This window comes from Nocardioides sp., from assembly GCF_030150155.1.
In the GTDB taxonomy this organism is placed as follows: domain Bacteria; phylum Actinomycetota; class Actinomycetes; order Propionibacteriales; family Nocardioidaceae; genus Nocardioides.
Genome location: NZ_JASLGR010000001.1, coordinates 61,216 through 73,397, shown reverse-complemented (window position 1 = coordinate 73,397; position 12,182 = coordinate 61,216). Strand labels below are relative to the sequence as shown.

Sequence of the window (12,182 nt, the reverse complement as noted above, 5' to 3'; positions counted from 1 at the left end):
ACCGCACCCGGTGGCGCGGCTCGTTCCATTTCCGCACTCCGCCACCCGCGTCACACCCGCCCCACGACGAGCCACCTCCTCTCCACCGCCCCCGCGTCGACACCCGGCTCTCCACAGATCCGCCCGAGCCCGCGCAGGCCCACCGGCCGACGACGCAGGATCGGGCCATGCCCACGAGTCGCACCACCCCCGGCCCCACCACCCCACGCCCTACCGCCGTCGCGACGCTGCCTCGCCCGCCCGGGGCACCCACGCCGGCCGGACCCGCCGCCCGGCGACCACCAGCGGTGCCGGACCCGTTCCACCTCGCGCGCCTCCTTGATCACCAGCACGGGGTGGTCTCCCGCACCCAGGTGCTGGGCTGCGGCTATCCCGCGTCCGAGGTCCGGCGACGGATCCGGCGCCAGGAGTGGGCGCGGGTCAGCGACGGCGTGTTCATCAACCACACCGGTCCGCTGACCTGGATCCAGCGTGCCTGGGCGGCGGTGCTCAGCGCCTGGCCTGCCGCGCTCGCGGGCGAGTCCGCCTGGCGGGCCGCGGGCGGGCCGGGCCGTTTCGACGACGACGCCCCGATCACCGTCGCGGTCGCGCGCCACCGCCACCTCACCCCGACCGAGGGCGTCACCCTGCGCCGTGCTGCCCGGTTCCCTCTCCGGGTCGTCTGGAACGCCTCGCCTCCCCGGATGCGGTTCGAGGACGTCGCGCTCGACCTCGCTGCCGCCGCGGCCACGGAGGACGCCGCCATCGGCTGGCTGGCCGACGCGGCCCAGGCCCGTCTGACCACCGCGGACTACCTCCTCCAGGCCGTCCGGGAGCGCCCGCGCCTCCCCCGCCGTCGCTTCCTCGGGGCAGTGCTGCTCGATGTCCGGGCGGGCACCTGTTCGGTCCTCGAGCACGGCTACCTCAGCCGCGTCGAGCTCGCCCACGGCCTGCCCACCCCCGAGCGCCCGACCCCCACCACCCCGGGGAGGCCCGGCTTCCGCAGCCTCGCCTACCCGGCGTACGACGTCCTGATCGAGCTCGACGGACGGCTGGCCCGCTCCCGGCCGGGCGACCGCGCCCGGGGCCCCAACCGCGACCGGGACCGGGACCTCGACCCGGATCACGACCCGCCCGTCGACCAGGACCTGGCCGCAGCGACCGCCCGCGAGCCGCTCACCCTCCGGCTCGGCTGGCCCCAGGTCTTCGAGACGCCGTGCGACACCGCCCGCAAGATCGCGGTGGTACTGGCCCGCCGCGGCTGGACCGGCGTCCCGACCCGCTGCCCACGGTGCGGGTGAGGCGATGGATCGGAGCCGCCCGATGACCCGGATCCACCGCCCTCACCCGGCGTCGGCCAGACTGCTGCCATGTCGTGGTTTGACGAGATGCCCTGGCCGACGTGGCAACAGGCAGGCATCGCGTGCGCGATCTCCCTCGCCCTGTGGGCGCTCACCCGCCTCCTGCCGCGCAGCAGGTTCCGGCGCGGAGCCGAGCCGAGCCTGCTGGAGTTCTCCCTGGTCGCGGGGCTCTACGGCGTGTGGCGGATCGCCCGCGAGCTGCCGTTCACCCACGAGGCGGGCGCGGTCGAGCGGGGCCGCGACATCAACGACGTCCAGAACTGGCTCCACCTCCCCTCCGAGATCGGCCTCCAGCACTTCGCGATCAGCCACGAGTGGCTGGCGCGAGCGATCAACGCCTACTACGCGACCGTGCACGTCCCGGCGCTGATCGTCTTCCTGGTCTGGATGTGGGTGCTGCACCGCGACAAGTACCCGCACTGGCGCAACGGCCTGGTCTACGTCACCCTCGGCTGCCTGATCATCCGCTTCATCCGAGTGGCCCCGCCGCGGTTCGTCCCCGAGCTCGGATTCGTCGACCTCTCCCAGCACCTGGGCTTCCGGGTCTATGGTGACCCGGGCACCGGCATCTCCGACCAGTACGCAGCGATGCCGTCGATCCACGTCGCCTGGGCGGCAGTGGTCAGCCTCGGCGTGATCGCAGCCTCACCGCACTGGTGGCGCTGGGTGATCGCCCTGCACCTGCCGATCACGATGTACGTCGTCGCCGCGACCGGTCACCACTGGTGGCTCGACGGCATCGTCGCACTGATCCTGCTCTGGATCGGGCTGCGGTTCGACACCTGGTGGCGCGCCCGCCGAGCCCGGCGTACGACCTCGACGACGGCCGGCGTCGAGGGACCCGCCTCAGATAGCGGTGCGGTGGAAGTTCTGGAAGCTCCGTGACGGCGTCGGGCCGCGCTGCCCCTGGTAGCGCGATCCGTACTTGTCCGAGCCGTACGGGTGGTCGGCCGGCGAGGTGAGCTGGAAGAAGCAGAACTGACCGATCTTCATGCCCGGGTAGAGCTTGATCGGCAGCGTCGCGACGTTCGCGAGCTCCAGCGTCACGTGGCCGGAGAAGCCCGGGTCGACGAAGCCGGCGGTGGCGTGCGTGAGCAGACCCAGACGCCCCAGCGAGGACTTCCCCTCGACGCGGGCGGCGATGTCGTCGGGCAGCGTCACGGTCTCGTACGTCGATCCCAGCACGAACTCACCCGGGTGCAGGATGAAGGGCTCCTCACCCTCGGTCTCGACCTGTCGGGTCAGCTCCGACTGGTCGACCGCCGGGTCGATGGTGGCGTACTTGTGGTTGTCGAAGACGCGGAAGAACCGGTCGAGGCGGACGTCGATCGACGAGGGCTGCAGCATCGCCGGGTCCCACGGGTCGAGGGCGATCCGGCCGCCGTCGATCTGGCCCAAGATGTCGCGGTCGCTGAGCAGCATGACCGAAACCCTATCGTCTACCACAGTGGCGCCGCCTCAGGATGCCCGGGAGCGCTCGCCGAGCCCCCGGACAGCACCCAGACAGCCCCCAGAACAACACCCGGACTGTGCGTTCCACTTAGCCGCGGCGCACAATAGGGCTCATGGCTGAACCCACATACCTCCGGTACGTCGCACTGGGTGACTCCTTCACCGAGGGCGTCGGCGACCCCGACCTCTCGCGTCCCAACGGAGTCCGCGGCTGGGCCGATCGCGTCGCCGAGGCCCTGGCCACCAAGAGCGACGACTTCCGCTACGCCAACCTCGCGATCCGAGGACGCAAGCTCCAGCCGATCCTGGACGAGCAGGTCGGGGCCGCCCTCGACCTCAAGCCCGATCTGGTGACCCTGAGCGCGGGCGGCAACGACCTGCTGCGTCCCAAGGTCGACATCGACACCCTGGTCGACTCCCTGACCACCTCGGTGGAGCAGCTGCGCCGCAGCGGCGCCACGATCACCCTCTTCACCCACGGCGACGGTGGCTCCTCGGGCGTCTTCGGCGCGATCCGTGGCCGGGTGGCGGTGTTCAACGAGCTGATCCGCGAGTACGTCGACGCCCACGACGAGGTCGTGCTGGTCGACAACTGGCGGCTGCGCGACGGCCGCGACCTGCGGGTCTGGGACGAGGACCGGCTGCACCTCAACCCGATCGGCCACCAGGGCATCGCGATCAACGTGCTCGACACCCTCGGCGTGAGCCACGACCTCCAGCCGTACCCGATCCCCGAGGGACCGCTGAAGAGCCGGGCCGACGTCCGCCGGGAGAACGCCGAGTGGGCCCGCAAGCACCTCGCCCCCTGGGTCGGCCGTCGACTGCGCCGCGCCTCCTCGGGCGACGGGATGTCCCCGAAGTTCGCCACCTGGACCCCCATCACGACACCGGCCACAGCACCGGTCGCACCGTGAGGTAGCATCTGGGGCGCACCCAGGGTGTCCCCCAGATGCATGCGGACGTAGCTCAGTTGGTAGAGCGTCAGCTTCCCAAGCTGAATGTCGCGAGTTCGAATCTCGTCGTCCGCTCCACGCCGCAACGCCCCTCCGATCACCGGAGGGGCGTTCGACATTTCTCGGCCGGGAACCAAACCGGCATTCGGACCGACTTGGCCGGTGTGATGTCGAAACTGATCCCCGCCTCCCTCGCCTCGATCGCGCTGGCGTTCAGCCTCAGCGCCTGCGGTTCCGACGCGTCGTCCACCAGCTCGTCGGCGACGCCGAGCACCGGCGCCAGCAGCGGTACGCCGAGCGACGCCGCGTCCGACGCCGCCGCAGACCTCACCGTCGTCGACCCCTGGGTCAAGACCGCCGACGCCGGGATGAGCGCGGTCTTCGGCACGCTGACCAACAACACCGACAAGGAGATCACCGTCGCCTCGGCCACCACGAAGGCCTCCACGATGGTGCAGCTCCACGAGACGGTGCAGACCTCCGACGGGTCCTCGAAGATGCAGGAGAAGAAGGGCGGCTTCGTGGTGCCCGCCCACGGCACCTTCGCCCTGGAGCCCGGCGGCAACCACATCATGCTGATGAAGCTCACCGCCCCGATCAAGGCCGGAAGCTCGATCACCGTCACCCTCACCCTCGGCGACGGCTCGACCGTCGACTTCGAGGCACTGGCCAAGGACTTCTCCGGTGCGCAGGAGAGCTACGCCCCCTCCTCGGAGGCCACCGGCTCGATGGGCTCGATGGGGCACTGACCCACCTGATCCTGACCCGATGAGCGAGAAACCCTCCTGGAGCCGACGTCACCTGCTCCGCTCCGGCGCCGTCGCCCTCGGCAGCGCCGGAGTGGGCTGGTCGCTCGGCTCCGCGCTGGCCCCCGACAGCGGCACCGCCGGCACCCCGACCACCTCAGCCAGCCCTGCCACGTCCGGCTCCGGCTCCGGTCTCGGCGTCCCGATCGGCAACGAGATCGTCCCGTTCCACGGAGCACACCAGGCAGGTGTGGCGACCCCGCCGTCGGCGTACCTCAGTCTGCTCGGCCTGGATCTGCGCAAGGGTCAGGGTCGCGACGACCTGGCCCGGATGATGCGGCTGCTCTCCGACGACGCGGCCCGGCTCACCACCGGCGCTCCGGCCCTGGCCGACACCGAGGCCGAGCTCGGCGAGCGTCCCGCCAGCCTGACGGTGACGTTCGGCTTCGGTCCGCGGGTGATGGCGATGACGACGTCGGCCGGCGGCCGGGTCGCCGCCCTGCCGGCGTTCCGTACCGACGCCCTGGAGAAGCGCTGGGGGCAGACCGACATCGCGATCCAGCTCTGCGCCGACGACCCGCTCACCCTGGCCCACGCCCGCCGGATGCTGCTCAAGGACAGCGCCGCGTTCGCGTCGCCGACCTGGATGCAGGAGGGCTACCGCCGGGCCCGCGGGATCGAGTCCGACGGCACCACACCGCGCAACGTGATGGGTCAGGTCGACGGCACGGTCAACCCGGCCGAGACCGACGCTGACTTCGACGAGCTGCTCTGGTCGAGCGCCGCGGACTTCAGCGGAGGCACCTTCATGGTCGTACGCCGCATCCGCGCGATCATGTCCACCTGGGACCAGGTCGATCGCCCCAGCCGGGAGGCGGCGATCGGCCGGCGGATCGACAACGGCGCGCCGCTCACCGGCACCGACGAGTTCGACGACCCCGACTTCGACGCCGTCGACGCCGTCGGCCTGCCCGTCATCGACGCGGCCAGCCACATCGCCCGTGCCCGGCCGCACAGCGCGCGGGAGAAGTTCCTGCGCCGGCCCTACAACTACACCGTCGCCGATCCGACCATCGAGACCGGCGAGGACGCCGGCCTGGTCTTCATCGCGTACGCCGCCTCCCTCCCCGACCAGTTCGTGCCGGTCCAGCGACGCCTGGCTGAGACGGATCTGCTCAACGAGTGGACCACGGCGATCGGCTCGGCGGTCTACGCGATCCCGCCCGGTGCCGCCGAGGGCGAGTACGTCGGCCAGGGGCTGTTCGGATGAGGGCGCCCGTCCACCGGCGAGTGCTCGCGGCCCTCGCCGTCGTCCTCGGTCTGGCGGCACTGACGGCGCTGGCGGCAGTGCCGGCCGCCCCGGCGTTCGCGCACACCTCCCTGGTCTCGGCCACCCCCGCTCAGGGCGCGGTCCTCGCCGCGCTGCCGGCGCGGATCGAGCTGACCTTCGCCAGCGAGATGAAGGCCCCGGCCTCGCTGGTCGCGACAGCGCCGGACGGCACCTCCGTGCTCGCCGGCGACATCACCGTCGCGGGCCGTACCGTCTCCGCACGGCTCACGCCCAGCACCCAGCAGGGGACGTACAGCTACGCGTTCCGGGCGTTCTCCGTCGACGGGCACCAGGTCACCGGCCAGGTCACCTTCACCGTCGGCGCGGCGACGTCGAGCGGCTCGGCCAGTCCGTCCGCCAGCGCCGCAGCGACCGCCACGAGCACGGCCACGGGGTCGCCGAGCCCGTCGGCCACAGCGTCGAGCACGACCACCGACACCGCAGCGGCCACGACCACCGGCGGCTCGTCGTTCTGGTCCCGGCACTGGTGGCAGGTGCTCGTCGCCCTGGCGCTCTTCGGCAGCGCCGGGATCCTCGAGCTGCTCCTCCGGCGGACTCAGACCGGGACGGCGAGCTCCAGGGAGTAGCCGTCGTCGACGGAGCCGGTCAGGGTCGCCATCTGCAGCGAGTGCCCGTCGCCGAAGACGTTGTCGGAGTCGAGGCTGATCTGGGACAGGTTGGTGACGGACTTCGAGTAGCCGTCGGCCTTCCCGTAGACCTCCGAGCAGACGTCCTCGGGGAACGCGATCTGGGAAGTGCGCAGCTTCCCCGAGGCGCTGGTGGCCTTGTCCAGGGACGGGTAGACCTCGAAATGGATATGGGGCCACCGCCCCGAGTAGCAGGCGGGAAAGATCGTGGTGAACTCCACCGTGCCGTCGTCGGCGACCTCCTGCACGCCGCGCAGGTAGTTCTCCTCGGTGATCCCGTCGGAGTAGAGCGAGTAGTTCCCGTCCCGGTCGCAGTGCCAGATGTACACCGCGGCGCCGGCGTACGGCGTCAGGTCGGAGCCGGAGTGGTTGTAGACCTTGAGCTTCACCGCGAGCGGCACACCGGCGGCGACGCCGGTCGCCGCGCCGAAGCTCTTGGTGATGTCGCTGCGCACGATGCCGGACTCGGTCAGGACGTTGACGCCGTTGGTGCCGTCGGCGGGGTAGGGCCCGTTGGTCTCCTCGGGTATGTCGCCGTCCTCGACCCCGCTCTGTGACACCGAGCCGCCCCCGACACCGCCCGGAGGTGCTCCCGCCCCCGACCCGCCGGGGCCGCCGGCCGACGCGGAGGCCGAGCTGGTCGCCGTACTGCCGTCGCTGCCGCAGGCGGCCAGGGTCGCGGCCGCCACTCCTCCGCCGACCAGGCCGAGCAGGCCACGGCGGCCGAAGGACCGGCGCACCATCCCCTTGGCCTGCATCTGCGGGAGGTCGTGGGCGAATCCCTCGCGGTGCTCATCGTGGTCGTTGCTCATAGGACGATCCTGACGGCCGTCTCTGTGAGGGGACTGAACAGAAAGCAGGAAGATGTCGACAACCGGCCGGCCCGGGGGTGCGGGACCGGCCGGCCGCCGACGTGGTGGTCGGCCTGCTCAGGCGGCGCGGTACGGCTTGGACGAGAGCAGGTGGACGTTCGGGTTCGCGCATCCGGTGGTCGGATAGGCGACGTACTTCGAGTGGGTCTCGCCGGGCAGGTAGACGCGGAACCCGTCGACCGCGGTCGGACGGCAGTGCCGACGGCCGTAGTCGCCCGCCTCGACCATCCGCACCTGCGCGGTGGCGCTCTGGCGGGGGCGCAGCGTGACGGTGCCGACCCGGGCCGCGGTCCGGTCGGCGGCGGCTCCGATCTGGGTGCCGTTGCCGTGGCCGACGTACGAGATCCCGCCGTAGCCGTGGATCGTGCACGTCCGGGTCGACACGTTGGTGACCCGCATCGTCCCGTAGATCGACCCGGCCGCACCGTCGGTGTTGCCGAAGCTGACCTTGGTCATCGACGCGGTGCAGGCCGGCGGGGCCGCTGCCTGCGCCGGTACGCCGGTCAACGGCACGATCAGGGTCACCAGCGCGAGTGCCGCTCCCGCGGCCCCGACGTGGGCGGCGCGGGGACGTCCGACGAGGCGTGGGACGGACCGCGAGGTGGGCTGTGACGTGAACCGCGAGGTGGACACGGGAACCTCCTAGCAAGTCGGGTGAGGACCCCTTCAGGACACGCCTGTTCTGCTCCGGATGCGAGCCCCCACGCCTGAGAATCCGAGAAGAACGTGGGCTCGGCCGCGCGACCCGGCCCCACACCTCGCCTACTCTCGAACTCCACGGCGGCGAGAGGACGATCATGGTCACGATCCAGACGGACGAGGTCCGGTGGAAGGACGATCCGGACACGCACGACTACCCGGCGGCGGGCAACTACCTGTCCCTGGTCGCCGACGAGGGCACGATCAAGCAGATCCTCCGCGAGCTGAAGCGGGCCGAGGTGGTCCACTTCAAGGCCAAGGACATCCTGCGTGCCTCCGGCCTCCCACTCCTGCCCGCCGACAACCTGCACGTGCTCAAGGACCTGCGCCGGATCATGCGCGGCAAGCGCCTCTCCCCCGTCCTGCTCGTCCGGGGCCGGTGCCAGAACGGCGTACCGGCCCAGATCGCCGACGGCTACCACCGGGTCTGCGCGAGCTACCACGTCGACGAGAACACCGACATCCCGGTGAAGATCGCCCCGCTGCCCGAGGCATGAACCCCGGCACGCCTAGGCTGGAGAGGTGAGTTTCGAAGGCTTCCCCGCAGCAGCGCTCGACTTCTACGACGACCTCGAGGTCGACAACACCAAGTCGTACTGGGAGGCACACAAGCACGTGTACGCCGAGGCGGTCCGTGCCCCGATGGTCGCACTGACCGACGCGCTGGCCAACGAGTTCGGCTCGGCGAAGATCTTCAGGCCCTACAAGGACGTCCGCTTCTCCAAGGACAAGGTGCCCTACAAGACCCACCAGGGTGCGTTCGTCGGGATCGCGCCGCAGACCGGGTACTACGTCGAGGTCTCGCCCCGCGGCGTCCGCACCGGCGGCGGCTGCTACTGGTTCGAGCCCGAGCGCCTCGCCGCCTTCCGCGCCGCGATCGACCACGACCGCTTCGGCCCCGAGCTGGAGAAGATCCTCGCCACCACCGTGCGCAAGGGCTACGAGACCGGCGGGGAGCGGCTCAAGACCAAGCCCCGCGGCTACGACATCGAGCACCCCCGGATCGAGCTGCTGCGACACAAGTCCCTCATCGTCGGCCGCCAGATCGGCTTCGACCCGGTGATCCACACCGCGGCCCTGGTCGACGAGGTCAAGCGCGACTGGCGCGCCATCCGCCCGCTGACGGAGTGGATCGACGACCACGCCCGAGTGTGACCGTCGCGATCCCTCAGGAGGTCCGCTCGGCGCCCGTGTCGAAGAACCGGTCGAGGTAGGAATCCGGGTCGAGCTCGCTCTCCCGCATGAGCGAGAAGAGCTCCCCACCCGCTCCCACCTCGTCCGCCACGGCGAACGCTTGGAACAACGGCAGCACCTCGCAGCCCACCGTCTCGCCGTACTCCGCCGCCTCCCTCTCCGCCTGCCGGATCGCGTCGTCGGCGTCGGTGGCCCGGAACAGGACCACCCGCTCTTCGTAGATGTTCTGGCCAAGCTCTCCGGTGCATCGGACGTGGCTTCGGACGGTGAACCACGGTTGTGCGTGGTCCTCATCAGGCATGGGCCGCATGACCGCAAGGATGGCAGGTGGGTGTGACGTCGACGACGTACCGCCGGTTCCACTGACCAGAAACGCGGCCCTGCTCCACGCCGGAGGTTGCCTACAGTCACCGGGCACCCTGTCCCAGCGGACGACCTCCGCCTAGCACCCAGTGAGCGACATGACCCTGCGCGACGCCCTGTTCCAGCCGCTGACCATCCGGTCCCTGAACCTGCCCAACCGGGTCGTGATGTCGCCGATGACACGTGCCGCCTCGCCCGAGGGCGTACCGGGTGAGGACGTCGCCGCGTACTACGCCCGCCGCGCTGCCGGCGGCACCGGACTGGTCGTCACCGAGGGCGTCGCGATCGACCACGCCTCCGCCGTCGACGCGAGCCGGGTCCCGCGGATCCACGGCGACCAGGCGCTGGCCGGCTGGCGCGGCGTGGTCGACGCCGTGCACGCCGCCGGCGGTCGGATCGTGCCCCAGCTGTGGCACGTCGGCCCGCTGTGGGGCGCGATGGCCAAGGTCGACCCCGCGATCACCCCGATGCGTCCCTCAGGCCACTGGGGCACCCCCGGCGTGACGTCGTACCCCGACGAGTACGTCGCCCGATCCACGCCCCCGACGCCGCCGATGACCGACACCGACGTCGCCGACGTGATCGACGCCTACGTCCGGGCTGCGCAGGCCGCCGCCGAGGTCGGGATGGACGGGATCGCCCTGCACGGCGGCCACGGCTACCTGCTCGACGCGTTCCTCTGGCACGACACCAACACCCGCACCGACCACTGGGGTGGCGACCACGCCGCCCGCAGCCGCTTCCCCGCCCAGGTCGTCGCCGAGATCCGCCGCGCCGTCGGCGAGGACCTGCCGATCTTCTACCGCTTCTCCCAGCACAAGCAGCAGGACTACACCGCGAGGCTCGCCGAGAACCCGGCCGAGCTCGAGGCCCTGCTGGCACCGCTCGCCGAGGCCGGCGTGGACGTCTTCGACGCGTCGGCCCGACGCTTCGCCGACCCCGCGTTCGAGGGCAGCAACCTCTCCCTGGCCGGCTGGGCCAAGAAGGTCACCGGCGCCCGCTCGATGGCGGTCGGCTCCGTCGGCATGGGCGCCTCGCTGCGCGAGAGCCGGATCGCCGGCTCCGCCGAGGTGGTCGACAACCTCGACGAGGTGGTGCGCCGCCTGGAGGCCGAGGAGTTCGACCTGATCGCGATCGGCCGACTGCACCTGGCCGACCCGAACCTGGTCGGCACCCTCAAGAACGGCGACCCGCTGGTCCCGTTCGACCGGCCGACGCACGAGGGCTCGCTCGTCTGAGGCACTGACCTGAGACAGAGTCGGGGCCAGGTCCGTCGCGGAAGCGATCCGGACCTGGCCCCGATGCGTGTCTCGGCCCTGGGTGTCAGGCCCGGGCGTCAGGCTGAGGCATCAGCCCTGGGCGTCAGCCCTGGGCGCGGCCGAGCAGCGTCCGGCCCGCCTCGGAGCCGTCCAGCAGCCGCGTCGTACGCCGCTGGATGAGCCAGCCACCCTCGCGCCGCACCATGTCGAAGCGGCTGGCGGTGACCCGCCACACCCAGAACCCGTCGCCGTCGGCCATCCGGCGCACCAGCATCGAGTGGCACGTCGCCACCGCGGTGTCGCCGTCCACCTGGACGTGGATCGGGTCGATCAGGTGACCGCAGCCCTCGTGGATGTAGTCCTGGTGCGGCCGCGTGCGCACCATCTCCATGATCGCCGCCCGGCCCTCGAAGGTGCCCAGATCGATGTCGTAGACGGCGTCCTCGGCCCAGAGCCGCCCGACGGCCTCCGCGTCACCGGCATCGACGGCGGGGCCGTACGCGGTGATCACCGCGGCGATCGCGTCCTTGTCCTCCAACGCTGACACGCGGGCGACGAGCGTCTCCCAGGAGGCGGCGGGGACGACGTACTCAGAGCTGGTCATGGGCACAGTTCTAGCCATCTCCGGCGCCGTGGCGAAGGCTGCTTCCGCTCAACGGAATACCCACGGCGAGCCAGGAATCATCCACAGTCGCGGGTGGACGGGGCGTTGTCCACAGGCCCGCCGACGGCCCTCATCCTCGTCTCCCGATCTCTCTAGCGTTCCCGCCATGAACCACGTATCATTGCAACCAGAGTTGCAGACATGAAGGTGCTCGCCAGCGCCCATCGTCACGGCATCTCGACGGCCGACATGCTCCACGCCTATCGGAACCGGGTCCGGGTCTTCCTCCTGGACGACGGGCTGATCGTCATCGGAGCGACGTCGTCGGGAGCCCTGGTCGAGCTCGGCGTCACCTTCGATGAGACCTGGATCTTCCACGCGATGCCCGCGCGGCGGAAGTTCCTCCACCACCCCGGGCACACACGATGACCACCACGACCCACCGCCCCAGCCCCCAGGAGAGCGAGCGCCTTGCCGACGTCTTCGCCTCCGACGATCTCGACCTCTCCCGCGCCTCGGTGTGGACCGACCCTCGCCTGGAGCAGCTGCTCCAGGGGGTGCAGGCCCGGGCGAGCGCCGAGCAGACGATCCTCGACGGCGTCCGCTCCGCCCGCGCCGAAGGCACGCCCTGGGCGATGATCGCCGGCGTGCTCGGGGTCTCCCACCAGGCCGCGATGAAGCGGTTCAAGCCGCTCCTCGCGGACCCGCAGGGCACGCCCTAGC

16 protein-coding genes and 1 tRNA gene are annotated in these 12,182 nt (G+C 71.1%); 12 read left to right on the top strand and 5 right to left on the bottom strand.

Features of this window, described 5'->3' with window-relative positions; translation table 11 throughout:
• The first annotated feature begins 167 nt into the window (after nucleotides 1-167).
• Nucleotides 168-1,280 (top strand): type IV toxin-antitoxin system AbiEi family antitoxin domain-containing protein, encoded by a 1,113-nt coding sequence (locus Q1V88_RS00350; protein ID WP_300676106.1) that lies wholly within the window; start codon nucleotides 168-170, stop codon nucleotides 1,278-1,280.
• Between the two features lie 69 nt (nucleotides 1,281-1,349).
• Entirely contained in the window at nucleotides 1,350-2,225 is an 876-nt protein-coding gene (locus tag Q1V88_RS00345) for a phosphatase PAP2 family protein (RefSeq protein WP_300676103.1), read from the top strand.
• Here Q1V88_RS00345 and dcd read toward each other — a convergent pair.
• The gene (gene dcd / locus Q1V88_RS00340; protein ID WP_300676100.1) at nucleotides 2,187-2,762 is read right to left on the bottom strand and encodes a dCTP deaminase; all 576 of its coding nucleotides are present in this window, start codon (nucleotides 2,760-2,762) and stop codon (nucleotides 2,187-2,189) included. The genes Q1V88_RS00345 and dcd overlap by 39 nt on opposite strands.
• Nucleotides 2,763-2,905: 143 nt before the next feature.
• On the opposite strand from dcd, the gene Q1V88_RS00335 reads away from it, so the two are divergent.
• The 5 genes from Q1V88_RS00335 (at nucleotide 2,906) to Q1V88_RS00315 (ending at nucleotide 6,408) form a co-directional block, all read left to right on the top strand.
• Nucleotides 2,906-3,706, top strand: a complete 801-nt coding sequence (locus Q1V88_RS00335; RefSeq protein WP_300676098.1) for an SGNH/GDSL hydrolase family protein — start codon at nucleotides 2,906-2,908, stop codon at nucleotides 3,704-3,706.
• A gap of 41 nt (nucleotides 3,707-3,747) precedes the next feature.
• A tRNA-Gly gene (locus Q1V88_RS00330) sits at nucleotides 3,748-3,823 on the top strand.
• A gap of 89 nt (nucleotides 3,824-3,912) precedes the next feature.
• Nucleotides 3,913-4,494, top strand: a complete 582-nt coding sequence (locus Q1V88_RS00325) for a copper chaperone PCu(A)C (RefSeq protein ID WP_300676095.1) — start codon at nucleotides 3,913-3,915, stop codon at nucleotides 4,492-4,494.
• A gap of 19 nt (nucleotides 4,495-4,513) precedes the next feature.
• On the top strand, nucleotides 4,514-5,761 hold the full coding sequence (locus tag Q1V88_RS00320; protein WP_300676092.1) for a Dyp-type peroxidase: 1,248 nt from the start codon (nucleotides 4,514-4,516) through the stop codon (nucleotides 5,759-5,761).
• On the top strand, nucleotides 5,758-6,408 hold the full coding sequence (locus Q1V88_RS00315) for a copper resistance CopC family protein (RefSeq protein ID WP_300676089.1): 651 nt from the start codon (nucleotides 5,758-5,760) through the stop codon (nucleotides 6,406-6,408). Before Q1V88_RS00320 ends, Q1V88_RS00315 begins: the two co-directional genes overlap by 4 nt.
• On the opposite strand, the gene Q1V88_RS00310 is transcribed toward Q1V88_RS00315, so the two are convergent.
• Together Q1V88_RS00310 and Q1V88_RS00305 are read right to left on the bottom strand one after the other, a co-directional pair.
• The gene (locus tag Q1V88_RS00310; RefSeq protein WP_300676087.1) at nucleotides 6,378-7,280 is read right to left on the bottom strand and encodes a 3,4-dioxygenase subunit beta; all 903 of its coding nucleotides are present in this window, start codon (nucleotides 7,278-7,280) and stop codon (nucleotides 6,378-6,380) included. The genes Q1V88_RS00315 and Q1V88_RS00310 overlap by 31 nt on opposite strands.
• A 117-nt stretch (nucleotides 7,281-7,397) precedes the next feature.
• The gene (locus Q1V88_RS00305) at nucleotides 7,398-7,973 is read right to left on the bottom strand and encodes a DUF4232 domain-containing protein (protein ID WP_300676084.1); all 576 of its coding nucleotides are present in this window, start codon (nucleotides 7,971-7,973) and stop codon (nucleotides 7,398-7,400) included.
• Between the two features lie 164 nt (nucleotides 7,974-8,137).
• Here Q1V88_RS00305 and Q1V88_RS00300 point away from each other — a divergent pair, with 164 nt between their 5' ends.
• Nucleotides 8,138-8,536, top strand: a complete 399-nt coding sequence (locus tag Q1V88_RS00300) for a hypothetical protein (protein ID WP_300676081.1) — start codon at nucleotides 8,138-8,140, stop codon at nucleotides 8,534-8,536.
• A 25-nt stretch (nucleotides 8,537-8,561) separates the two neighbouring features.
• Nucleotides 8,562-9,194: a DUF2461 domain-containing protein gene (locus tag Q1V88_RS00295; protein ID WP_300676078.1), complete on the top strand. Its 633-nt coding sequence runs from the start codon at nucleotides 8,562-8,564 to the stop codon at nucleotides 9,192-9,194.
• Between the two features lie 13 nt (nucleotides 9,195-9,207).
• Here Q1V88_RS00295 and Q1V88_RS00290 read toward each other — a convergent pair whose 3' ends face one another.
• Complete coding sequence (locus Q1V88_RS00290; RefSeq protein WP_300676075.1) at nucleotides 9,208-9,534, bottom strand: DUF4288 domain-containing protein; 327 nt, start codon at nucleotides 9,532-9,534, stop codon at nucleotides 9,208-9,210.
• A gap of 160 nt (nucleotides 9,535-9,694) precedes the next feature.
• Between Q1V88_RS00290 and Q1V88_RS00285 the strand changes: the two genes are divergently transcribed.
• Nucleotides 9,695-10,834 carry a 12-oxophytodienoate reductase gene (locus Q1V88_RS00285; protein ID WP_300676140.1) on the top strand — a complete coding sequence of 380 codons (1,140 nt, stop codon included), beginning with the start codon at nucleotides 9,695-9,697 and terminating at the stop codon, nucleotides 10,832-10,834.
• A 124-nt stretch (nucleotides 10,835-10,958) separates the two neighbouring features.
• Here the strand turns inward: Q1V88_RS00285 and Q1V88_RS00280 are convergent, their stop codons facing one another.
• The gene (locus tag Q1V88_RS00280) at nucleotides 10,959-11,459 is read right to left on the bottom strand and encodes a nuclear transport factor 2 family protein (RefSeq protein ID WP_300676072.1); all 501 of its coding nucleotides are present in this window, start codon (nucleotides 11,457-11,459) and stop codon (nucleotides 10,959-10,961) included.
• 201 nt (nucleotides 11,460-11,660) lie between these two features.
• Between Q1V88_RS00280 and Q1V88_RS00275 the strand changes: the two genes are divergently transcribed.
• The gene (locus tag Q1V88_RS00275; protein WP_300676069.1) at nucleotides 11,661-11,888 is read left to right on the top strand and encodes a hypothetical protein; all 228 of its coding nucleotides are present in this window, start codon (nucleotides 11,661-11,663) and stop codon (nucleotides 11,886-11,888) included.
• On the top strand, nucleotides 11,885-12,181 hold the full coding sequence (locus Q1V88_RS00270) for a hypothetical protein (RefSeq protein WP_300676067.1): 297 nt from the start codon (nucleotides 11,885-11,887) through the stop codon (nucleotides 12,179-12,181). The genes Q1V88_RS00275 and Q1V88_RS00270 overlap by 4 nt, the downstream gene beginning before the upstream one ends.
• The last annotated feature ends 1 nt before the right edge of the window (nucleotide 12,182 follow it).

Excerpts from the sequence above, each read along its gene's own strand:
- Q1V88_RS00350 (WP_300676106.1), top strand. The coding sequence starts at position 168 with ATGCCCACGAGTCGCACCACCCCCGGCCCCACCACCCCACGCCCTACC.
- Q1V88_RS00345 (WP_300676103.1), top strand. The coding sequence starts at position 1,350 with ATGTCGTGGTTTGACGAGATGCCCTGGCCGACGTGGCAACAGGCAGGC.
- dcd (WP_300676100.1), bottom strand. The coding sequence starts at position 2,762 with ATGCTGCTCAGCGACCGCGACATCTTGGGCCAGATCGACGGCGGCCGG.
- Q1V88_RS00335 (WP_300676098.1), top strand. The coding sequence starts at position 2,906 with ATGGCTGAACCCACATACCTCCGGTACGTCGCACTGGGTGACTCCTTC.
- Q1V88_RS00325 (WP_300676095.1), top strand. The coding sequence starts at position 3,913 with ATGTCGAAACTGATCCCCGCCTCCCTCGCCTCGATCGCGCTGGCGTTC.
- Q1V88_RS00320 (WP_300676092.1), top strand. The coding sequence starts at position 4,514 with ATGAGCGAGAAACCCTCCTGGAGCCGACGTCACCTGCTCCGCTCCGGC.
- Q1V88_RS00315 (WP_300676089.1), top strand. The coding sequence starts at position 5,758 with ATGAGGGCGCCCGTCCACCGGCGAGTGCTCGCGGCCCTCGCCGTCGTC.
- Q1V88_RS00310 (WP_300676087.1), bottom strand. The coding sequence starts at position 7,280 with ATGAGCAACGACCACGATGAGCACCGCGAGGGATTCGCCCACGACCTC.
- Q1V88_RS00300 (WP_300676081.1), top strand. The coding sequence starts at position 8,138 with ATGGTCACGATCCAGACGGACGAGGTCCGGTGGAAGGACGATCCGGAC.
- Q1V88_RS00290 (WP_300676075.1), bottom strand. The coding sequence starts at position 9,534 with ATGCCTGATGAGGACCACGCACAACCGTGGTTCACCGTCCGAAGCCAC.
- Q1V88_RS00285 (WP_300676140.1), top strand. The coding sequence starts at position 9,695 with ATGACCCTGCGCGACGCCCTGTTCCAGCCGCTGACCATCCGGTCCCTG.
- Q1V88_RS00280 (WP_300676072.1), bottom strand. The coding sequence starts at position 11,459 with ATGACCAGCTCTGAGTACGTCGTCCCCGCCGCCTCCTGGGAGACGCTC.
- Q1V88_RS00275 (WP_300676069.1), top strand. The coding sequence starts at position 11,661 with ATGAAGGTGCTCGCCAGCGCCCATCGTCACGGCATCTCGACGGCCGAC.
- Q1V88_RS00270 (WP_300676067.1), top strand. The coding sequence starts at position 11,885 with ATGACCACCACGACCCACCGCCCCAGCCCCCAGGAGAGCGAGCGCCTT.